Below are 20,818 nucleotides of genomic sequence, written 5' to 3'. Positions count from 1 at the left end.
GTGAAGATTCGTTTACAGTGTGAACAGGGCGCAGACAGCTGCGCCCTTGATGTATTGGCGGCGCGGTGGGGCCTGGAGCATGATGATACCGCGCCGATGGCGCTGGTGCTGACGGCGGAAGGGCTGGAGCTGCGCAAGTGTGATGAACCGAAACTCGGCGGGATCCGTGTGGATTTTGCCGGGGGAACGATGGCTCACCGCCGCCGTTTCGGTGGCGGACGCGGTGAAGCGGTGGCAAAGGCTGCCGGGATAAAAAAATCCTATCTGCCGTCAGTGGTGGACGCGACAGCCGGTCTCGGGCGTGATGCTTTTGTGCTGGCCTCGCTGGGCTGTCATGTGCGGATGATTGAGCGTCATCCGGTCGTTGCGGCACTGCTGGATGATGGTTTGCAGCGGGCTTACCGGGACAGTGAAATAGGGGAATGGATGCAGGAGAGGATGATCCTTATCCATGCGTCCGGGATTGAGGCACTGGCGGACATCACACCACCGCCGGACGTGGTCTATCTCGACCCGATGTATCCGCACCGGCAGAAAAGCGCGCTGGTGAAGAAAGAAATGCGGGTGTTTCAGTCGCTGGTGGGCGCGGATGAGGATGCCGATCGTCTGCTGGCGCCTGCGCTGGCGCTGGCAACCCGCCGTGTGGTGGTGAAACGTCCGGATTATGCGGAGCCGTTAGCCGGGCAGAAAGCCGCAGCAGCGATTGAAACCAAAAATCATCGTTTTGATATTTATCCCTGCGTGAAAGCAAAGGGATAACACTGAATAATATCTGAAAAGGGGACAGGGCAGTTCCCGTTTCGCGAAGGGGCAACAAGTGAGACTTCCCGCTTGTCATACCCCCTTCGGCACTGTGACGTTTTTCAGTAACAGTTTACAGACTTACAGCACACCCTGCGCCAGCATGGCATCAGCGACTTTCACGAAGCCGGCGATATTCGCACCCTGCACATAGTTGGTCTGTTTTTCCTCACTGCCGTACTCAACGCATGCATTGTGGATATCCAGCATGATGTGATGCAGACGCTCATCCACCACTTCACGTTTCCAGCCGAGACGGACAGAGTTCTGTGACATTTCCAGGCCGGATGTTGCCACACCGCCCGCATTCGCGGCTTTGCCCGGTGCAAACAGGACATTTGCCGCCAGGAAGGCATCGGTTGCCGGGATAGTGGTCGGCATGTTTGCGCCTTCCGCCACCGCTTTAACGCCGTTTTTGATCAGCACTTCCGCATCTGCCAGATCCAGTTCATTCTGAGTGGCGCACGGCAGAGCGATATCCACCGGAACAGCCCACGGGGTCTGATCTTTCAGATACACCAGGCCGAACTCTTTCGCATACTCTTCCACACGGCCGTAACGGTCTTTAATTTCAGTCAGACGCGCCAGTTTTTCGGCGGTGAAGCCATCTTCGTCAACCACGGTACCGGAGGAGTCAGATGCGGTGACCACTTTCGCACCCAGTGACAGGCATTTTTCGATGGTGTACTGCGCCACGTTACCGGAGCCGGAAACCGCAACACGCATACCGTCGAAGCTCATTCCGTGACGTTCCAGCATGGCCTGAGTGAAGTAAACCAGCCCGTAACCGGTGGCTTCCGGACGGATCAGACTGCCGCCGAAGGAGAGGCCTTTGCCGGTAAACACACAGGCGGTGTTATTGGACAATTTTTTCATCATCCCCGCCATGTAGCCGACTTCACGGCCGCCGACACCGATATCACCCGCAGGGACATCCGTATCTGCGCCCAGATGGCGGTACAGCTCGGTCATCAGCGCCTGGCAGAAACGCATCACTTCGCCCTGGCTTTTGCCTTTCGGATCAAAGTCAGAGCCGCCTTTCCCGCCGCCCATCGGCAGTGTGGTCAGGGCATTTTTCAGTGTCTGCTCAAAGCCGAGGAATTTGAGGATGGAGAGGTTTACGGACGGATGGAAGCGCATGCCGCCTTTGAACGGGCCGATAGCGGAGCTGAACTGCACACGCCATGCGCGGTTTACCTGCACCTGACCCTGATCATCAACCCAGGTCACGCGGAACTGAATCACACGCTCCGGCTCAACAAAGCGGGCGAGCAGGTTCTGATCGCGGTACTGCGAATTTTTTTCAAGGAATGGCCATAGTGTGGAGAAAACTTCGCGCACCGCCTGGAGGAATTCCGGCTGTGACGGGTCACGGCGCTGAACATTTTCCAGAAACGTTTCCAAAGAGATAAAGTTACTCATGTTGATTTCCTGTCTGTCATGCCCTTCTCATTCATGCAATAGTTATGCAGGCCGCACTCATCTCCCGGGGCAGGTTCTCCGGAACATTTTCGCGTACGTCATATCTGTGACACAAATGATATCGGGTTACGTTACTTTGTGAGGTATCCCGGACATTTTTGTTTTATTTTTCTAATAATGTGAGATGTGTTTGCATTTACCACTTGAATTTATCTCTTGTTTATATCCTGTTTTCAAGCTGTTTTTTTCATATATAACAAAAAAAATTCGTTGACGGCCTTTTTGGCGGATCCGGCAGCCGCATTTTCAGCCAAATAAAATGCCTGCATAAGCAGGCATTTTATATGAATAATTTTTCAGCAGAGGATTATGCGTTATCATCATCCCGCAGCGGAACAATTAACATATCGACATGAACGGTGTTAATCAGCTGGCGGGCGGAAGACATCAGTTTGCTCCAGAAATCCTGGTGGTGTCCGCAGACAACCAGATCCATATCATATTTTCTGATGGCATCGACTAATACCTGGCCGAGATCACCGCTGCCGCTGAGCATTTCCTGAATCTCATAACCGGAGTTCTTTGCCAGGTTTTTCAGTGAATTACTGGTTTCTTCAGTAATACGCTGCTGCATATCACCCAGGTTTACATCGATAAGTCCGGTGTATAAGTCAGAGTAATTGACATCAACGTGGATCAGAGAAACTTTGGCGTTGTAAGGTTTTGCCATAGAAACTGCTTTGCTTACCAGCACTTCACTTTCAGGCGAAAGATCGACTGCGACCAGAATATGTTTATATGCCATAAGAAACTCCTTCCGTTCAAAAGGTTAAGGGGTTGGCAGGGCTTGCGCCGCTATCCTTTATGAATACTATAACTGCTTAATATCATTAAAGAGTGTAATGCTGATCACAACTCAATGCTTTTATCAGCAGCAGAGAATATCTGATTTATAAGATATACCAGTCTGCGCACTTCTCACAAGGCGGAGTGTGGCAAAACGGATATTTTCAGAAGATTATCGTGAAAGAATGCGAGAGTTTGTGGAACTTCACAGCATTGTCCATACTGAATACATAAAATACTGTCAGTATGATGTGATAGACACTGATATCACCGGTTCCTTCTCCGCAGATAGTCTAAGGAGTGGATTATGTTCAGTATACTTACACTGTTCTGGGCGTTATGTTTTCTTTGTCTGATTAACATGATCCGGTTTTATTCATCCACCCGGGCATTACTCTTCGTCCTGCGTGACAGCGACCCGCTGCTGTACCATGCTGTCGGCGGCAATAATGCGTTTACTGACCACACCCAGTGGCAGAAACAGCTGCGCCTTATCCGCTATATCAATCAGCGGGAATATCTCACTCATCATGATCCTGAAGTGATTTTACGCTGCGGACGTATCCGCCGTCAGTTCACCATGATCAGTGCGATATGCGGGATTGTGATTGCCTCTTTGCTGATGATGATTATCTGGCCGTAAGCGGTAACCGGATGCAAAAAAAAGCCTGACACACGTGTCAGGCTTTTCAGTTTCAGAGGATGGCAACCCGCTGTCAGATAATCTGCAGGGAGATCCAGTAGAGTGTGCCGGACAGGATAATGGATACCGGCAGTGTCAGGATCCAGGCCAGCATGATGTTTTTGATGGTTTTGGTCTGAACACCACCACCGTCAACAATCATCGTACCTGCCACCGCAGAGGAGAGCACCTGGGTGGTGGACACCGGCATCCCGGTATAACTTGCCACACCAATGGAGACAGCCGCGGTGACCTGCGCAGACACGCCCTGGGCGTATGTCATGCCTTTCTTACCGATTTTCTCACCGATAGTCACTGCAACACGTTTCCAGCCGAACATGGTACCCAGAGAGAGCGCCAGCGCGACAGAAATGATGATCCAGATAGGGGCATACTCAACGGTATTCAGCAGGTCATTGGACAGACGTTTCAGGAAACGCGCATCTTCCGGCTTGGTTTCCGGTAATTTCGCCACTTCTGCGGCGGTATCCGAAATACACATCAGCAGACGGCGCATATGGCTGCGCTGTTCCGGTAATAAATCATCATAGGTATGAATATTACCGAGCAGATCCTGAGCCTGTCTCAGTACGATACCGGTACGCGAGCTGTCACAGTGGAACTGTTCATTGAGAACGGTATTCTCCGTGTTCAGTGCCGGTGTCAGCTCAATGGCGTGTGCCAGTGCATCCTTATGCGTGGTGTAATACTGCTCCAGGTTGACCACGGCATCGCGCGTACGGGCGATTTCGTAATCACTGGAATTCATATTCACCATAAAGCCGGCAGGGGCGACACCAATCAGAACCAGCATAATCAGACCGATACCTTTCTGCCCGTCGTTTGCGCCGTGTGAGAAGCTGACGCCGACTGCGGAAAGGATAAGGGCGGTACGTGTCCAGAATGGCGGTTTGCGTTTGCCGTCTTTTTTCTCACGTTCTGCCGGTGTTAAGTGGATACGGCGGCGTTTCTTCGTGCCGCTCCAGTAGCGGCGCAGGAACCAGATCATTAATCCGGCGATCACCAGGCCGACCAGCGGTGACAGAATCAGAGAAAGGAAAATGCTGATCATTTTCGGAATATTCAGCGCATCAACCACGGAACTGTTGGTCACAATTGCGTTGGTCAGGCCGATCCCGATAATGGCACCGATCAGGGTATGAGAACTTGAGGCCGGGATACCGAAGTACCAGGTGCCCAGGTTCCAGATGATAGCGGCGAGAAGCAGGGAAAAGACCATGGCAAGACCATGGGCCGAACTGACATTCAGCAGTAAGTCCGTGGGCAGAAGATGCACAATCGCATACGCCACGCTCAGACCGCCGAGCAGTACCCCGAGGAAGTTAAACACACCCGCCATGACGACAGCAAGCTGTGCGCGCATTGCTCGGGTATAGATAACAGTTGCTACCGCGTTTGCGGTATCATGGAAGCCGTTGATGGCTTCGTAAAACAGCACAAAGATCAGTGCCAGTACTAACAAAAGGCCGGTGTGAAATTCCAGGCCTGTAAATAGATGTAGCATAGACGTTAAGCCAGTTGTTGGACATGAACGCGGCGCATTATCAGCGACAAATGCGTCCCGGGGAAGTGAAATATGGCCTTTTTTTGATTTGATACCTTTATCAAATCAGCTTAAGAAATTATTAGTCCTTGTATATCATCGGATTAGACTCCTTTTTTGAAAAGAATAAATTTTTGGCCTTATTTAATCATTATGACAAATTTAAGACATTTATCGGAATTTCTCCACATTTTAAGACACAGAGAACACTATTTTGGAAAAGTTTGACGCGATTGTAATCGGCGCGGGTGCCGCCGGACTGTTTTGCGCCGCACAGGCAGGGCAGCGCGGGCTGCGTGTACTGGTGCTGGATAACGGCAAAAAAGCCGGACGGAAAATTCTGATGTCCGGCGGCGGGCGTTGTAATTTTACCAATCTGTATACCGAACCGGCGGCGTATCTGAGTAAAAACCCGCATTTTTGTAAGTCAGCGCTCGCCCGTTACACACAGTGGGATTTTATTGCCCTGGTGCAGAAATATCAGATTGCCTATCACGAAAAAACGCTCGGCCAGCTTTTCTGTGATGATTCCGCACAACAGATAGTTGATCTCCTGCTGGCGGAGTGTGAGCAGGGAAATGTGGTTATCCGCCTGCGCAGTGAGGTGACGGAGGTACAAAAACAGGGCGATGATTTCTGTGTGACCGTAAACGGAAAGGTTGTGAGCGCTCACTCACTTGTAGTGGCCAGCGGCGGATTATCGATGCCGGGGCTGGGTGCGACACCGCTGGGTTACCGCCTCGCGGAGCAGTTTGGCCTGCCGGTATTGCCGACCCGCGCCGCGCTGGTTCCTTTCACGCTGCATAAACCGCTGCTGGAAGCCTTACAGACGCTGTCCGGCGTGGCAGTACCTGCTACCGTAACCGCCCGGGACGGCACCCGCTTTGCGGAAAATATCTTATTTACCCATCGCGGCCTGTCCGGCCCTGCAGTTCTGCAAATCTCGAGCTACTGGCACCCCGGTGAGTATGTGAGTATTAACTTACTTCCGGGCACCGATCTGGCGGAATTCTTCACCGTGCAGCGGGAAAAACACCCGAATCTGAGCCTGCGTAATGCACTGGCGAAGCTGTTACCAAAACGGCTGGTGGAGTGTTTACAGGCAACCGGTGACCTGCCGGATACTGCGCTGAACCAGTTATCCAAAGCCGCACAGCAGGAAATCACGGAGAAGTTACAAAACTGGCAGGTGCAGCCGAACGGCACAGAAGGTTACCGGACCGCTGAAGTCACACTCGGTGGCGTGGATACACAGGCGCTCTCCTCCAAAACCATGGAAGCCCGCGATGTGCCGGGACTTTATTTTATCGGCGAAGTGACCGATGTCACCGGCTGGCTCGGTGGTTATAACTTCCAGTGGGCGTGGAGTTCAGCATGGGCATGTGCGCAGGCTCTGCCGTTTTCGCCGGATGTCTAATCCCTGATAACCCTATGGAATTATTTAATTTTATTAAAATAAATCACCGTATCAGTGAGTTAACAGAAAACATCAGTGATTATATGAAATATTGAGCAAAAAGTGCTTTACAAATGATACTGAGAACTATTATCATCAAATCACTTTCAGATGACCACCTTCAGGGTTCAGATGAAAGAACGACATTGCTCACATTGCTTCCAGTGTTTATTTAGCCAGCCCAGTGCTGGCTTTTTTTTCCTTTTTTCCCTTATCCATTCGCGCCGCAGGTGCGTTGGCTTTTCTGCGTCATCCTCCGGTCTGTGGCGGTGTTGGCTTTGTTCGGCTACCCCGGTCACATACTGATGTATGCTCCCGGGGATATCCTCACTTCGCCGCCTTGCCACAAACCGGATGATTTAGCAGATTCATTTTCTGTTTTTCTGCTTTTAACATAATTGAAGTACATGAGGGGTTATCCCGCCGTCCGGGTCTGAAAGAAGATGGTTTGATATTACACTTATTCAAATTTTTTGAATCCTTGCGTTAAACCCGGCTACTGGTGAAATTAGCGGCAGGACGTAAACTTACCCTCATCAGATTGAGGAGAAAAATTATGATCTATGTACGCCCTGCAAATGAACGCGGCCATGCCAACCACGGCTGGCTCGACAGTTGGCACACCTTTTCGTTTGCCGATTATTATGACCGTAACTTTATGGGTTTTTCCGCCCTGCGGGTCATTAACGAAGACTTTATCGCGGAAGGCCAGGGGTTCGGCACCCATCCGCATAAAGACATGGAAATTCTGACCTATGTGCTGGGTGGTGCGGTGGAGCATCAGGACAGCATGGGGAATAAAGAACAGGTGCCTGCCGGTGAGTTCCAGATCATGAGCGCCGGAACCGGGATCCGCCATTCGGAATATAACCCGAGCAATGACAATCCGCTGCATCTGTATCAGATCTGGATTATCCCTGAAAAAACCGGTCTGACCCCGCGCTATGAGCAGCGCCGGTTTGATGCGGCGAACGGTCGCCAACTGGTACTTTCCCCGGATGCCCGCGATGGTTCACTGAAAGTTTTTCAGGACATGACACTGTGGCGCTGGACACTGGCCGCCGGTGAAGAGGGGGAATATCAGCCTCAGAGCGGACGGATGATCTGGATCCAGGTGGTAAAAGGTGAACTGACTGTTAATGACCAGACAGTGAAAGCCAGTGATGGTGTGGCTGTATGGGATGAATCGTTAATCAGCCTGAACGCCGCGCAAGACAGTGAAATCCTGCTGTTTGACCTGCCGCCTGCACAATAAAACAGAAAGCCCCGGATCATCTGACCCGGGGCTACTGTGTTGCTCACACTACTTTTCTTGTTATCCGGTTACAGCGAAGGCCCTGCACTGATCAGAGCCTGACCTGCCGGCGTGTCGGTATATTTATCAAAGTTATTTATAAACCGCCCTGCAAGGTCTTCCGCTTTTTCCTGCCACTGCGCCACATTATCATACGTGTTGCGCGGGTCGAGTATATGACTGTCAACACCCGGCAGTTCGTGAGGTATGGCCAGATTAAAGACCGGCAGCGTATGTTTCGCCGCTTTATCAATATCCCCACTAAGAATGGCGTCTATGATAGCACGAGTATTCTTAATTGAAATACGTTTTCCGGTTCCGTTCCACCCGGTGTTCACTAAATACGCTTTTGCCCCGGCGGCTTTCATCCGTTTGACCAGCACATCGGCGTACTGTGTCGGGTGCAGTGTCAGGAATGCCGCACCGAAGCAGGCTGAGAACGTCGGTGTCGGCTCTGTGACGCCGCGTTCCGTACCTGCCAGCTTAGCCGTGAAACCGGATAAGAAATGATACTGCATCTGTTCCGGTGTCAGTTCCGCCACCGGCGGTAATACGCCGAAGGCATCGGCGGTCAGGAAAATCACATTGCTGGCGTGACCCGCTTTGGAGACCGGTTTAACAATATTTTCAATATGATAGATAGGGTAAGAAACCCGGGTGTTTTCGGTTTTGCTGCCGTCATTAAAATCCACACTGCCGTCCGGACGGACAACCACGTTTTCCAGCAGCGCATCACGGCTGATGGCGTGATAGATATCCGGCTCCGCTTCCGCAGATAAATTGATGGTTTTGGCGTAGCAGCCGCCCTCAAAGTTAAAGACACCGTCATCATCCCAGCCGTGCTCATCATCACCGATCAGTTTGCGTTTCGGGTCGGTGGAGAGGGTGGTTTTACCGGTGCCGGACAGGCCGAAGAAAATCGCCACATCCCCTTTTTCACCCACGTTTGCCGAGCAGTGCATGGAGGCAATGCCCTGTAACGGCAGCAGATAGTTCATAATGGAGAACATACCTTTCTTCATCTCACCGCCGTACCAGGTGCCGCCGATAAGCTGGATGCGCTCACTCAGATTGAACGCCACAAAGTTTTCAGAGTTCAGTCCCTGTGCCTGCCAGTCCGGATTTACGCATTTCGCACCGTTCATCACAATGAAGTCCGGTTCAAAATCATGCAGTTCATTTTCATCCGGGCGGATAAACATGTTTTTGACGAAGTGTGCCTGCCAGGCAACCTCGGTAATAAAGCGGACTTTCAGGCGGGTATCAGCATTGGCACCGCAGAAGGCGTCCACCACAAACAGGCGTTTGCCGGATAACTGATTGGTGATCAGGTGTTTCAGGGAATTCCAGGTATCCTGTGACAGCGGTTTGTTGTCATTTTTGCCTTTTCCCTGATCCGCCCACCAGACGGTGTCGCGGGTGAGATCATCTCTGACCAGATATTTGTCTTTCGGAGAGCGTCCGGTGAAAATACCGGTGTCCACCGCGACCGCACCGCTGGTGGTGACAACGCCGTGTTCATAACCGGTCAGGCCGGGGCGGGTTTCTTCATCGAAAAGTAAGTCATAACTCGGGTTATAAATTATTTCTGCGGCATCACGGATACCATACTGCTCCAGTTCATTAACAGCCATTGTTTTTACGCTCATCCAAAGCCTCCGGGTTGTCAGGATATCTCCGCATATCATAATTGTTCACGACTGATTAACAGCGATTGCTATCAAATAAATGAAAATCCGGAGTTTATTTGGCTTTATTTTGTGAGCTGGCTCGATACCATAAGAAAAAATAAACAAAAAGGCCGCATCCGGGGAGCCCGGTGCGGCCTGGTGTTGCGTCAGCTAAAACGAATCAGTGCAGCGAAGCGTTTTTCTGAGTACGGATTTCATGAATATCCTGTTCATCAAAGATATGATGAGCACCGCAATATTCACACTCCATATCAATTTTGCCATCTTCCTGCAAAATATGATTAACATCGTCTTCCGGCAGGGTAACCAGCGTATCTGCGCAGCGTTCGCGGGAACAACCGCAATGAAACGCTACCGGCGCCGGTTCATACAGCACAACGTCTTCTTCGTGATAGAGACGGTACAGGATGGTTTCGGCATCCAGGGTGAAGAGTTCATCAGACGAAATGGTGGCGGTCAGCTGCATCAGGTGGCTGAACATGTTCTGTGTTTCTTCCTGAGTACGGGCTTCTGCCGATGCCGGCAGGGCCTGTAACAGCATCCCGGCAGCCTGCATTTTACCGTCGTGTTCCGCAACGCGGACAAACAGGCTGGTCGGCAGCTGTTCAGACTGACGGAAATAAGCATCCAGGCATGCTTCGAGGGTTTCCCCTTCCAGCGCCACAATACCCTGATAACGCTCGCCCTGACGCGGTGTAATGGTGATGACCATAAAGCCTTTACCGATCATGTCGTGGAAACCGGCACCGGCAGGCACATCGCCGTTCATACGGGCGATGCCGCGCATCTGCTGGCGGTCGTTACCGTTGATGACGGCCAGACGGACCGGCCCGTCCCCCTGGATCTGAACGGTGATATCCCCTTCAAATTTCAGGGTCGCGGTCAGCAGGCTGGTGCAGACCAGCAGTTCACCGAGCAGGCGGCGGACAGGCTCCGGATAATGATGATTATCCAGAATCTGCTGTAATGTGCCGGAAGCATTGACCAGTTCTCCCCGGACATCACTTTTGTTAAACAGGAACCGGTGTAATGTATCTTGTCGTGCAGACATAATTTTCTCTCGTCTTAACCGCCGGTTATTCAGCGGTATCTGAATTACTGTGTTTAAATTTCAACAATGTCCGTCGTTCCTTTTTATCAGGACGTCGTTCCGGGTGCGGCATCGTCAGGGCATTCATTTTACGTGCAAGTGCGGTTTTTTCACGTTTTTCAATGCTCTCCGGGGTTTCTTCCCAGAGTGTCTGTGCCAGCGGCGCGCTCAGGCGCTTGTCCGTGATCCCCAGCACGCGGATTGTCCGTTCATCATTTCCCTGACGCAGAACGATAACCGCGCCGTTTTCGACCAGTTTTCCGGGCTTGGTTCGCTGCCCGTTATAATGAACCTTGCCGCCGTCAATCATGGTTCTGGCGATAGAGCGGGTTTTATAAAACCGTGCCGCCCAGAGCCATTTATCAAGGCGGACAGGCTCTGTGACCTGTGAAGCCTGTTGCATGGTTACTCCGTGACAGACAGTGCAGCCGTTACGGCTGCACCTCAGAAGAAGGGTAGTCGTGCCGGAAGCAGTTGTCGTAATAACGGCGGATATCCGTCATCCGGCGGCGGCGCTGACGCCAGCGGATAAACGTATAGATGCCGTTGATAATGGCAAGAAGGGAAAAGACGGCCAGTAAAATACAGCTGCCGATAAACCGCGCCAGCATGAGACTATCCGGCTGAAAGTGCAGCAGGATATGACGGGTGCCGTTGGCATCCACAGACACATCCGTGACAATGCCCTGAACCTCAAACGGGGTGTGCAGCAGCATATTGGAGAGCTTCTGCAGGGATTGCCAGTGCGCCAGCGGTGCCATTTCCTCCGTCTGTTCATTGACCGGGGCGTTCTCCACCAGGGATTTGCCTTCATCACTGATCAGCAGCACACCACCCGGCGGCGGACTGTTCAGCCGCATTGCCGCATTTTCCACTTCTTTGTTTATAGCTGTAGATGTGGTGGCGATAACCAGCTTTTCCAAGGCCTCGGCACTTGCCGGACGCAATAAAACATTCGATTGCTCCAGTTTACCGGCTTTGGCGCGGGCTAATAAATTTTCCCAGTTCGGGGAATTTCCCAGATTGACGAGGGCGTTTTTCAGCCGTACACAGTCACTGTTTTCAAATTCACATAACGCCTGGGTTTTCAGTACCAGTGAGGAAAAGTCGTCCAGCAGGCTCATTCCGGAGCGGGTGATAACATTGCGCAGACTGTCGTTCACCTTACGGGCCCCGGCATCGGGGTGCAGCTGGTTATTCAGTTCGGCAAGCAGTGCGGCAGCGCGATCAACCTGTTCGGACTCAGGAACCGGGAGCGGAGAGGTGTTGTTCCAGTAGATACCGGAGCAGTCAAACGCGCGGAAATTGGGTTTGTCCTGCGCGGAGAGGTTCGGTGGCATGTAACACATCCCCACGCCTTTGGCTTCCAGAAAATCCCCCACATAAAGCGGCATATTCTGGAGTTCGCTGAAATTCGTGGAAACTTTGGTTTCTGTGCCGGTCAGCCAGTTCAGTGCCAGTTTAACCGGCAGATTGACCGGCTGATTACAGGCCAGAACCAGCAGGGCTACGGCACTGGTCAGGGCGATCAGCAGATTTTTTCCGTAACGGCGATACGGGAAGCGGGTGGCTTCCTCGCGCAGGGAGAGATATTTCCCCTGGCGGACAACCTGCTGGTCTTCATACATTTCAATCTGTGTGACCGTGCCCAGATCCTGATGCAGCCAGGGTTCCCAGTGGCGCGGGTAAATCAGGTCGATACCGCCGAGTGAAATGCTGTGCTTCTGGCTGTGGTCAAAATCACCGAACAGACCCCAGCGTTTCGGGATCCCCCGGTAGCACTGAATATCCCGCAGACGGCGGCGGTTACTGATCGGGGTCAGGGATAATATGATACCCGGCAACAACAGTCCGGCACCGGCGGCTATCATCCAGTAAAATAAAAACGGCGGCATAAAGACCGCAGTGAGTGCCGTCAGCACGCCGCAGACAATCAGCGTACCGCTGATAAACCCGTGACTGTGCTGCAGGTTATATTCCTGCCGGCTCTCTCTGCGTGTGCCGAGAAACTGAATATCAGCATTGCTGTTAGTCAGTATCGCGGCCTGTACCGGTACGTCATTATTTTTTGTCATTGGCTTTGCCAGCACATAGTCGTCAGTAAACTCACGTAAGTCATGGCCGTTCAGCCCGACAATCATCGGTATTCCGGCAGTAAACATCACATCAATGACATTTGTGGTCTGAATAAATTCATCCAGAACCGCAGGCAGATAAACTTCATTACCCTCAATGTAGTAATGCCACTGCTGTCCGTTTTTCTCCGGGATGGCATACCGGGTGATGCGGTTGCACAGACGATAGACGTGATCACTTTTTTTGGGGAAAGCCGGTAATGTAAAATGCAGGTCATTACTGACCGCCTGCCGGGCAGCACGGGTCAGATGGTGCTCAATGGCCTGAATTTCACAGGTACCCGGGCGGTGGTGTGTCAGACTGGCCAGTGAAGGTAACACATAACCCGCCCGGCGCTGTTTCCGCCGGCGGCTGATAACCGGAACCATTATAAGACAACCGATCACCAGAGCGGTTGTTATAATGAGGGTGATAGTCATTTTTTCCCCGTTGTAATTGCCTGTGCAGCATAACAGTGAAGGAAGCCGTTAAAAAATCGGCCTTTTCTGATTATGCAAAAAGAATTATTTTAAATAACAGTCTGTTATAACTGATTATTTTCACTTTTACCTGCTGATTATGCTGTGTGTCACCGTCATTTAGTTATCCCGTCCGGTGCTTTTCTTTGTCTCAGGAACGGGTAATATGAAGCAGAGCAATAAGTGAGTGAGCCGGGGAATTTACCCCGGTTTTTACTTATTCGCAAAGCGGTACTGTTTCACCCTGTACAGTTTTACGCTGTATGGTAGTACTGCGTTTTTATATTACGTACAGAGGCATACATGGCAGAATTACAAAAACCGAAAATTATCCGCATCGAGACTGTTGCCCAATCCCGTTTGTTTACTGTCCAGTCTGTTGCACTGAAATTCAGTAATGGTGCGGAACGGATTTATGAGCGTATGCGCCCTGCAACCCGTGAATCTGTCCTGATTGTCCCTGTGGTAAATAACGAACTTATCCTGATCCGGGAATACGCGGCGGGTGTGGACAGCTATGAGCTGGGATTCCCGAAAGGCGCGATCGATCCCGGTGAGGATATGCTGACTGCCGCTAACCGTGAGCTGAAAGAAGAAATCGGGTTTGGTGCCCGTACACTGACACCGCTGCGCCGCGTCACCATGTCCCCGTCCTATTTTTCCGGGCAGATGAATATCCTGCTGGCGGAAGGGCTGTATCCTGAAAAGCTGGAGGGCGATGAGCCGGAACCGCTGGTTCAGGAGCGCTGGCCGGTCAGTAAGATGATGGATCTTCTGGCGCATCCGGATTTTAATGAAGCGCGTAATATTACCGCGCTGTTCCTGGCGCAGCAATTTTTACAGCGTACCGGTCACTAAGCTATTTTTAACACAAATCGGTCAGTGTTAATCATCGAAAAAAGACATGCATTTGTCTTAAGTAACAGCGATTGAAAAAAAGGGCTGCCCGCAGGCAGCCCTTCTGTTTTTATCCGCTTAATCAGAACAGTTCTTCCGAACCGCCGTCCTGCTGAATAATGGTCGTTCCCACTTCCGACACGCCGTAATCTGTCGGTTCAGTGCCTTTGATAAAGTATTCGGAACGGGAGTTGGCGCCGGAGCCCAGTTTACCGGTGCTGCGGTTGATCTGAACGGAGATAATTCCCGGCGGCGGCGGATCTTTACGCTCCGGCACACCTTCCAGCGCGACTTTCATAAAGTCGTTCCAGATTGGCTGGGCGCTTTTCGCACCGGCCTCACCACGACCAAGGTCACGGGCGTTTTCATCAAAACCAATCCAGACCGCCGCCACAATGTCCGGGCCGTAGCCGACAAACCAGGCATCTTTTGAGCTGTTGGTGGTTCCGGTTTTGCCGCCGAGGTCGCGGCGTTTGATATCCCGCATTGCCCGCCAGCCGGTTCCGCTCCAGCCCGGTTCGCCGTAGATATTGGAGTTCATGGCGTCTTTGATCAGAAAGGCCACCTGAGTGCTGACCACATGCGGTGCATACGGGGAATCACTCCCTGCCAGCGGTGCTTTTTCCAGATCGGCTTCCGGAGCGGCAGGCTGATCATTTTCCTGCGGCAGGCTGTCTGATTTTGCTACATCGTTTTCCAGCGCGTCTTTATTCAGACTGCTTTCCAGGTCATGTGAGCCTTCGCCGTAAATGACCGGGATGTTGGTACACTGCGGACAGGCAATTTTCGGCTCTGCGGTAAACAGGGCTTTACCGTCTGTGTTATCGATCCGGCTGATGAAATACGGGTCGATCAGATAGCCGCCGTTGGTCATCACGGCGTAGCCGCGCACCATCTGCATCGGGGTGAAAGAGGATGAGCCGAGCGCCATGGATTCTGTCCGGACAATGTTGCTGTCCGGGAAGCCGAAGCGCAGCAGGTAATCGGCGGCATAATTCACGCCCATTGCCCGCATGGCCCGCACCATCACCACGTTTTTCGATTGCCCCAGTCCCTGACGCAGACGGATCGGGCCGTCATAACGCGGTGGTGAGTTTTTCGGCCGCCAGTCTGGGCCTGCGCCGTCGGCACGGACAATCGGCAGGTCATTGAGCAGCGAAGCGAGTGTCAGACCTTTATCCAGCGCGGCGGTGTACAGCAACGGTTTGATACTGGAGCCCACCTGGCGCAGAGACTGGGTGACACGGTTGAATTTGCTCAGTTCGAAATCAAAGCCGCCGACCAGTGCGATCACCGCACCATCCGCCGGATTGAGTGCCACCAGGGCAGAGTTGACATCCGGTATCTGTGCCAGCATCCAGCGGTCTTTATTCTGACGCACCCAGATCTGCTCACCGGCATGCACCACACCGTTTACCGCACGCGGTGCCGGACCCATAGCACGATCAGAGATAAACTTACGCGCCCAGCGCATGCTGTCCATGGTCAGATCGATGGTGGAGCCGTCTTTGAGCATCACCTGTGCGCGGTTAGCATCCGCATTCAGCACAACACCCGGACTGAGCGGGCCGTAGACCTGTAACGTTTTCAGTTTGCTCAGGATCTGCTCTGTATCCCATGCTGTACTGTTCTGCGGCCACAATACCTGCTGAGCGCCCCGGTAACCGTGGCGCATGTCGTAGTCGATGATACCGGTATGAACCGCATCTTCAGCACTGAGCTGATCTTTGCGTTTAACGGTGGTGTAGACCTTATAGCCATCGGTATAGGCATTTTCACCGTACTTTTCAATCATTGCCATCCGAACCATTTCCGCCAGATACGGCGCGGAAAAATCAATTTCCGGGGCGTGATAACGGGCGTCGATCGGCTCATTGCGCGCTTCATCATACTGTGCGCGGGTAATGTAATTCTCTTCCAGCATCCGTGTCAGCACCACATTACGGCGGGCCAGAGCACGGGATTTGGAGTAAAGCGGGTTAAAGGTGGACGGTGCCTTCGGCAGCCCGGCGATCACTGCAATTTCACTGAGTGTCAGCTGATCAAGGCTTTTACCAAAATAGACATAGGCCGCAGCCCCCACGCCGTAAGCGCGCTGACCGAGGTAAATTTTGTTCAGATACAGTTCGAGAATTTCATCTTTGGTCAGCATCTGTTCGATACGGATGGCCAGGAACGCTTCCTTTACTTTACGGATAACGGTTTTTTCCGGGCTCAGGAAGAAGTTACGGGCAAGCTGCTGTGTGATAGTACTCGCGCCCTGTGATGCCCGTCCGGAGGTCATGGCAACAGAGGCGGCACGGAAAATCCCGATCGGGTCGATTCCGTGGTGGTCATAGAAACGGCTGTCCTCCGTCGCGATAAAGGCATTCCTTACCATCGGCGGGATCTGGCTGAGTGTCAGCGGAATCCGGCGTTTTTCACCGAACTGGGCAATCAGTTCGCCGTCCGCACTGTAGATCTGCATTGGTGTCTGTAATTTGACATCTTTCAGCGTAGCCACATCGGGCAGATCTGCCTCGACATATTTGTACATGCCATATATCGATGCTGCTCCAAGAAAAATGCAACAGACAACAAAGATCAATAAATACTTTAAGAACTTCACCTGAAAATTTCCGTTAGCCGTGTGGTGGACAGTTTATAAACAGCGACCCTGTAGTATAAAGGTTCATGCGTTTCTTGAATACGTATTTTATAACCAGCAGAAAATTAAGAGAAAAAAGGTATTTCTTATATCAATAATACAGGGATGATTTATGCGGATTATTTCACGGATGGCGGGAATTTCGCTTCAGGACGGGGAAATCAGGATAGCACTGGCGCGGCGCGCACGCCGGAGGTGGTGTTTTGAGGATTTTATCACGCTGATACTGCCGGAAACGGAATCAGCCGAAAACGGTGTCCCCGGCCTGTCTGCGGTTGCGGCTGCACTGGCGCAATGGCGGCGGCGTATCTGCGGGCGGCCGGTTTGCCGGGCGGCACTGCCGGTGTCACTCTGTCTTCAGCAGCAGATCCGCCTGCCGGAGAGCCGTGTGGCGCAGTCTGCCGTGGTGCCGCTGATTGATGCCTGGCTGGCGCGCACATTTCCGGGACGTCATCAGGATCTTATCTATGATTACCGGCGGTTTTCCGGCGATATTATTCTGACGGCGCTGCACCGCACTGTCCGTGAGCAGTGGCTGTCGCTGGCGGCGGAACTCCGTGCGGATCTGACGGTGCTCGGCATTATTCCCTGTGCGCTGCGCTGTTTTGCCTGCACCCGGGGTGTGGCTGCACAGGACTGGCTGGTCTTCCGCCAGGGGAGCAGTATTTGCTGGACAGCCGGTGAAACGCAGCCGGTACTGAGCGGACGGGCTGATCTGACGTTGCCGTCATTGCTGACGGAGCTGAAAACACAGGGTTTTGATGATGCACAGGCGGCACTGCGCTGCCTGCACGATACCGCGCTGCTGCCGCAGGCATGGCAGCCGGAATGCCGGGGATATGACAATGCAGACACGGATGGTGTCCCGCCGGGTTATGCAGCGGCGGCAGGGATGGTGCTCTGCGGGGAGGACAGACTATGACACACCGGGTAAACCTGACCGCCTGGCGCTCCCGGCTGAAACGGCAAATCTGCCGCCGGATGGCTGTCCGGTTTCTGCTGGCAGGAAGTATGCTATTATCCGCACTGCTGCCGGTTTATCTGCTTCATTCACTGAATGTGCAGCATCTGGCGGTGTTACAGGACACATTTGATGAGCGGGAAATCCGCCTTGAGCCGCAGCGGGCTGAATTTGCCCGTCAGCGCGCGGTACAGCGGCAGGCGGAAGCGGAAAATCTGCGGCAGCAGCAAACCGCACAGGAAAACCGCCGTTTCCGGGATTTGCTGGTTTTTTTGCAGGCGCAATTGCCGGAAGATGCCTGGCTGGCGCGTTATCAGGCAGAGCGGCAAAAGTATGATACAGAAAACAGTGTGCGCCATGTCCTGTCGGTGAACCGCCATCAGGTGATCGCGCCTTCGCATCCTTTATTACACCAGGTTGCACCGGGGCTGATGCCGCTCAGGCTGATCAATCTGCAACATCACAAAACAGCCGGTATCCGGCAGTTTATATTGGTGACCGGGAGGAGCCGGTCATGAATCTGAACACAGTATGGCGCTGTGCGCAGTACCGGCGCGTGCAGTGGGGGGTGATGACCGGGATCTGGTTATCGGCCGGTATGGTGTTCTGGTGTTTTTATCTGCAGCCGGCAGCCGGAGAAACGGAAATACAGCGCCGGCAGTTGCAGAGGCTGGCAGCATTGTCAGAACAGGCGGTGCCGGAAACGGTGATTCTGCCGCCCCCGGATATCCCGCCGCTGTTTACCCTGCTGCCCGAAAATGCGCTGCCGCTGCTGACCGGCTGGCAGCAGGAGCCGCCGGAACAGCCGGAACGCTGGGTGCTGACCTTTGAGGCGCATTACCCGGAGCTGGCGGCGCTGCTTGATACTCTCAGCGGAGCGCTGACTCCGTTGCCGATCACCCGGCTCTCGCTGCACCCGCTGACACCCGGAACCTCCTCATCCCCGCCGTTATTGCAGATGACACTGCATCTGGCATTACCGGGTGCGGATTCACCGGATCCGGAAAAGGAATGGCATGATGATGAATAATGCAACATCAGCGGCCCGGCTGATCACCGTCTGCGGCCTGTTGCTGGCAGCGGCCGCTTTTGGCGGGCAGCATCCGCGGGATCTTTTTCAGCCTGTCATTATTAATGAGGAACCGGCTGCGCTGACAGAATTCCCCGTAATGTACGATCCGCCGCTGATACCGGAAAGCAGTCAGAGCCGCACGTTTCCCCTGCAATATGCGGATGCGGCGGACATGCTGGCTCTGCTGAAACAGCATCACGGGGAATGGTTTGCGGATAACAAAATGCCGGAGGCTGATGCGCTGACAAATTCCCTCTTTATAGAAGCACAGGCGGATGTGCTGTCACGGGCGGAAGCCTGGCTGGCACAGATGGATCAGCCGCAGCAGCAGGTACAGATTACGGCACATATTGTGTCCGGCTCCCGGGAGGGGCTGCATGAGCTGGGGCTGCAATGGGGAACGGTACTGCCGTCACCGGAGTCCGGCAACCGCCTGCAGCTGCATCAGGCGCGGGGAAACAACACGTTCACCTTCAATATCGCCCGTCTCGGCGGTCATCTGCTGGAGATGGAACTGAGCGCACTGGAGCAGGAACAGCAGCTGGATATTGTCGCCAGTCCGCGCCTGACCACCGCTCATGAGCATCCCGCCAGCATCAAACAGGGGGCGGAAATTCCGTACACCACACAAAACCATGAGTCCGGTTCACAGGTGCAGTTCCGTGAGGCAGTGCTGGGTATGGAGGTGACACCGCAGATTCTGCGGGATAATAAAGTGCGTCTGACACTGCATATCAGCCGCAATGCCCCCGGGGTGGCGCTGATGCAGAACGGCAGTGAGCAGTATTCCATTGATAAGCAGGAAATCAGCACACAGGTGATTGTCCGCAGCGGGGAAACGCTGATCCTCGGCGGAATTTTTCAGCAGGATAAAGGCAGACAGGTGACCGGAGTGCCGTATTTATCGTCGATCCCATTGATGGGAAAGCTTTTTACCCATCAATACGATAAACTCAGCCGCCGTGAATTAGTGATATTCATTACACCGCAGTTGATCGATATTTAGTAACAGTATAAGTATCAGTGAGTTGTATCATTTTTCACGGAAAATATGCGCAGAATAACGGATTTTTTTACCGGCTCTGCGGTGTTATACATTTGACGATTGCAACGATTTAGCATACAAGAGTTAGCAAATTTAGCAGGTATGAAATCACTGCCGCCGTAAAATGTGCCGTTAATCCGTTGACGGACAACGTCCTGATTCTCAGATCGCGCCTTATGTTTCTGTACAGCTCCTGTTTTCAGGAGGATTCACGGAAATATAAGGCGCGGTTTTTCGCAGGCGTTATGATAGTATGTGCGGATGTTCAGAGGCCGGATTGCGACAGGCGTCACACAGCAGCACCTGAGGTATCTTTCCGGTTTCGTGCCGGTATGGTTGCAATCGGGCAGAATGTGCTGAGATAATTTCAGGTTACTCACGCAGATTCACTCATGAGGTTTCATTTGAGGTCCCGCCGCTGATCGGGTGAGCGGGGCGGGTTATCATTAACGAATATTCTTAGTTATACCAAAAACATGGCAGAGAAACGCAATATCTTTCTTGTCGGCCCGATGGGTGCCGGCAAAAGTACTATTGGTCGTCAGCTGGCTCAGCAATTAAATATGGAATTCTTTGATTCCGACCAGGAAATTGAACGCCGCACCGGAGCCGATGTGGGCTGGGTGTTTGATGTCGAAGGTGAAGAAGGTTTTCGCCTGCGTGAAGAAAAAATCATCAATGAACTGACTGAAAAGCAGGGTATCGTCCTGGCTACCGGCGGGGGTTCCGTCAAGTCACGGGAGACCCGCAACCGCC

General features: G+C 52.8%; 18 protein-coding genes. 10 read left to right on the top strand and 8 right to left on the bottom strand.

The features are described 5' to 3' along the window. On the top strand, positions 1-759 hold the full coding sequence (gene rsmJ, locus U868_RS0120415; RefSeq protein WP_025154895.1) for a 16S rRNA (guanine(1516)-N(2))-methyltransferase RsmJ: 759 nt from the start codon (positions 1-3) through the stop codon (positions 757-759). Positions 760-882: 123 nt separating this feature from the next. On the opposite strand, the gene gdhA is transcribed toward rsmJ, so the two are convergent. Together gdhA and uspA are read right to left on the bottom strand one after the other, a co-directional pair. Further along, a complete protein-coding gene (gene gdhA, locus U868_RS0120410; RefSeq protein WP_025154894.1) occupies positions 883-2,223 on the bottom strand; it encodes an NADP-specific glutamate dehydrogenase in 1,341 nt (446 codons plus the stop codon). A gap of 367 nt (positions 2,224-2,590) precedes the next feature. Next, a complete protein-coding gene (gene uspA, locus U868_RS0120400) occupies positions 2,591-3,028 on the bottom strand; it encodes a universal stress protein UspA (RefSeq protein WP_004904570.1) in 438 nt (145 codons plus the stop codon). 348 nt (positions 3,029-3,376) lie between these two features. Between uspA and uspB the strand changes: the two genes are divergently transcribed. Then, complete coding sequence (gene uspB, locus U868_RS0120395) at positions 3,377-3,712, top strand: universal stress protein UspB (protein ID WP_025154893.1); 336 nt, start codon at positions 3,377-3,379, stop codon at positions 3,710-3,712. Positions 3,713-3,785: 73 nt separating this feature from the next. Here the strand turns inward: uspB and pitA are convergent, their stop codons facing one another. Beyond that, complete coding sequence (pitA, locus tag U868_RS0120390; protein WP_025154892.1) at positions 3,786-5,276, bottom strand: inorganic phosphate transporter PitA; 1,491 nt, start codon at positions 5,274-5,276, stop codon at positions 3,786-3,788. A 253-nt stretch (positions 5,277-5,529) separates the two neighbouring features. On the opposite strand from pitA, the gene U868_RS0120385 reads away from it, so the two are divergent. Next, entirely contained in the window at positions 5,530-6,732 is a 1,203-nt protein-coding gene (locus tag U868_RS0120385) for an NAD(P)/FAD-dependent oxidoreductase (protein WP_025154891.1), read from the top strand. Positions 6,733-7,327: 595 nt separating this feature from the next. After that, positions 7,328-8,026 (top strand): pirin family protein, encoded by a 699-nt coding sequence (locus U868_RS0120375; RefSeq protein WP_025154890.1) that lies wholly within the window; start codon positions 7,328-7,330, stop codon positions 8,024-8,026. Between the two features lie 68 nt (positions 8,027-8,094). On the opposite strand, the gene pckA is transcribed toward U868_RS0120375, so the two are convergent. The 4 genes from pckA to U868_RS0120355 all read right to left on the bottom strand — a co-directional run bounded on the left by pckA (position 8,095) and on the right by U868_RS0120355 (position 13,401). Further along, positions 8,095-9,714: a phosphoenolpyruvate carboxykinase (ATP) gene (pckA, locus tag U868_RS0120370; RefSeq protein ID WP_025154889.1), complete on the bottom strand. Its 1,620-nt coding sequence runs from the start codon at positions 9,712-9,714 to the stop codon at positions 8,095-8,097. Positions 9,715-9,916: 202 nt separating this feature from the next. Continuing rightward, positions 9,917-10,807 carry an Hsp33 family molecular chaperone HslO gene (hslO, locus tag U868_RS0120365; protein ID WP_025154888.1) on the bottom strand — a complete coding sequence of 297 codons (891 nt, stop codon included), beginning with the start codon at positions 10,805-10,807 and terminating at the stop codon, positions 9,917-9,919. Between the two features lie 25 nt (positions 10,808-10,832). Then, positions 10,833-11,249: a ribosome-associated heat shock protein Hsp15 gene (hslR, locus tag U868_RS0120360; RefSeq protein WP_004238575.1), complete on the bottom strand. Its 417-nt coding sequence runs from the start codon at positions 11,247-11,249 to the stop codon at positions 10,833-10,835. Positions 11,250-11,277: 28 nt separating this feature from the next. After that, complete coding sequence (locus tag U868_RS0120355) at positions 11,278-13,401, bottom strand: IgaA/UmoB family intracellular growth attenuator (protein ID WP_025154887.1); 2,124 nt, start codon at positions 13,399-13,401, stop codon at positions 11,278-11,280. Between the two features lie 342 nt (positions 13,402-13,743). On the opposite strand from U868_RS0120355, the gene nudE reads away from it, so the two are divergent. After that, positions 13,744-14,298 carry an ADP compounds hydrolase NudE gene (gene nudE, locus U868_RS0120350; protein ID WP_025154886.1) on the top strand — a complete coding sequence of 185 codons (555 nt, stop codon included), beginning with the start codon at positions 13,744-13,746 and terminating at the stop codon, positions 14,296-14,298. 121 nt (positions 14,299-14,419) lie between these two features. Here the strand turns inward: nudE and mrcA are convergent, their stop codons facing one another. Continuing rightward, positions 14,420-16,945 carry a peptidoglycan glycosyltransferase/peptidoglycan DD-transpeptidase MrcA gene (gene mrcA / locus U868_RS0120345; protein WP_036412223.1) on the bottom strand — a complete coding sequence of 842 codons (2,526 nt, stop codon included), beginning with the start codon at positions 16,943-16,945 and terminating at the stop codon, positions 14,420-14,422. Between the two features lie 151 nt (positions 16,946-17,096). Here mrcA and U868_RS0120340 point away from each other — a divergent pair, with 151 nt between their 5' ends. The 5 genes from U868_RS0120340 to U868_RS0120320 form a co-directional block, all read left to right on the top strand. After that, complete coding sequence (locus U868_RS0120340) at positions 17,097-17,906, top strand: hypothetical protein (RefSeq protein WP_025154884.1); 810 nt, start codon at positions 17,097-17,099, stop codon at positions 17,904-17,906. Further along, complete coding sequence (locus U868_RS0120335) at positions 17,903-18,463, top strand: hypothetical protein (RefSeq protein WP_025154883.1); 561 nt, start codon at positions 17,903-17,905, stop codon at positions 18,461-18,463. Before U868_RS0120340 ends, U868_RS0120335 begins: the two co-directional genes overlap by 4 nt. Continuing rightward, a complete protein-coding gene (locus U868_RS0120330) occupies positions 18,460-18,975 on the top strand; it encodes a hypothetical protein (RefSeq protein ID WP_025154882.1) in 516 nt (171 codons plus the stop codon). Before U868_RS0120335 ends, U868_RS0120330 begins: the two co-directional genes overlap by 4 nt. After that, positions 18,965-20,023: a secretin N-terminal domain-containing protein gene (locus U868_RS0120325; protein WP_080694400.1), complete on the top strand. Its 1,059-nt coding sequence runs from the start codon at positions 18,965-18,967 to the stop codon at positions 20,021-20,023. The genes U868_RS0120330 and U868_RS0120325 overlap by 11 nt, the downstream gene beginning before the upstream one ends. Positions 20,024-20,538: 515 nt before the next feature. Continuing rightward, positions 20,539-20,818: shikimate kinase (locus tag U868_RS0120320; protein ID WP_025154880.1), on the top strand; the 280-nt coding region annotated here is incomplete at its 3' end.

The organism is Morganella morganii H1r (assembly GCF_000633515.1).
GTDB lineage: Bacteria > Pseudomonadota > Gammaproteobacteria > Enterobacterales > Enterobacteriaceae > Morganella > Morganella morganii_B.
This window is presented reverse-complemented; position numbering and strand designations above follow the sequence as displayed.

Bases quoted from the DNA above. Each gene is read 5' to 3' on its own strand.
- U868_RS0120335 (WP_025154883.1), top strand. From the start codon at position 17,903: ATGACACACCGGGTAAACCTGACCGCCTGGCGCTCCCGGCTGAAACGG.
- U868_RS0120375 (WP_025154890.1), top strand. From the start codon at position 7,328: ATGATCTATGTACGCCCTGCAAATGAACGCGGCCATGCCAACCACGGC.
- hslO (WP_025154888.1), bottom strand. From the start codon at position 10,807: ATGTCTGCACGACAAGATACATTACACCGGTTCCTGTTTAACAAAAGT.
- pitA (WP_025154892.1), bottom strand. From the start codon at position 5,276: ATGCTACATCTATTTACAGGCCTGGAATTTCACACCGGCCTTTTGTTA.
- U868_RS0120340 (WP_025154884.1), top strand. From the start codon at position 17,097: ATGCGGATTATTTCACGGATGGCGGGAATTTCGCTTCAGGACGGGGAA.
- pckA (WP_025154889.1), bottom strand. From the start codon at position 9,714: ATGAGCGTAAAAACAATGGCTGTTAATGAACTGGAGCAGTATGGTATC.
- nudE (WP_025154886.1), top strand. From the start codon at position 13,744: ATGGCAGAATTACAAAAACCGAAAATTATCCGCATCGAGACTGTTGCC.
- gdhA (WP_025154894.1), bottom strand. From the start codon at position 2,223: ATGAGTAACTTTATCTCTTTGGAAACGTTTCTGGAAAATGTTCAGCGC.
- U868_RS0120325 (WP_080694400.1), top strand. From the start codon at position 18,965: ATGATGAATAATGCAACATCAGCGGCCCGGCTGATCACCGTCTGCGGC.
- U868_RS0120355 (WP_025154887.1), bottom strand. From the start codon at position 13,401: ATGACTATCACCCTCATTATAACAACCGCTCTGGTGATCGGTTGTCTT.
- uspB (WP_025154893.1), top strand. From the start codon at position 3,377: ATGTTCAGTATACTTACACTGTTCTGGGCGTTATGTTTTCTTTGTCTG.
- hslR (WP_004238575.1), bottom strand. From the start codon at position 11,249: ATGCAACAGGCTTCACAGGTCACAGAGCCTGTCCGCCTTGATAAATGG.
- U868_RS0120330 (WP_025154882.1), top strand. From the start codon at position 18,460: ATGAATCTGAACACAGTATGGCGCTGTGCGCAGTACCGGCGCGTGCAG.
- uspA (WP_004904570.1), bottom strand. From the start codon at position 3,028: ATGGCATATAAACATATTCTGGTCGCAGTCGATCTTTCGCCTGAAAGT.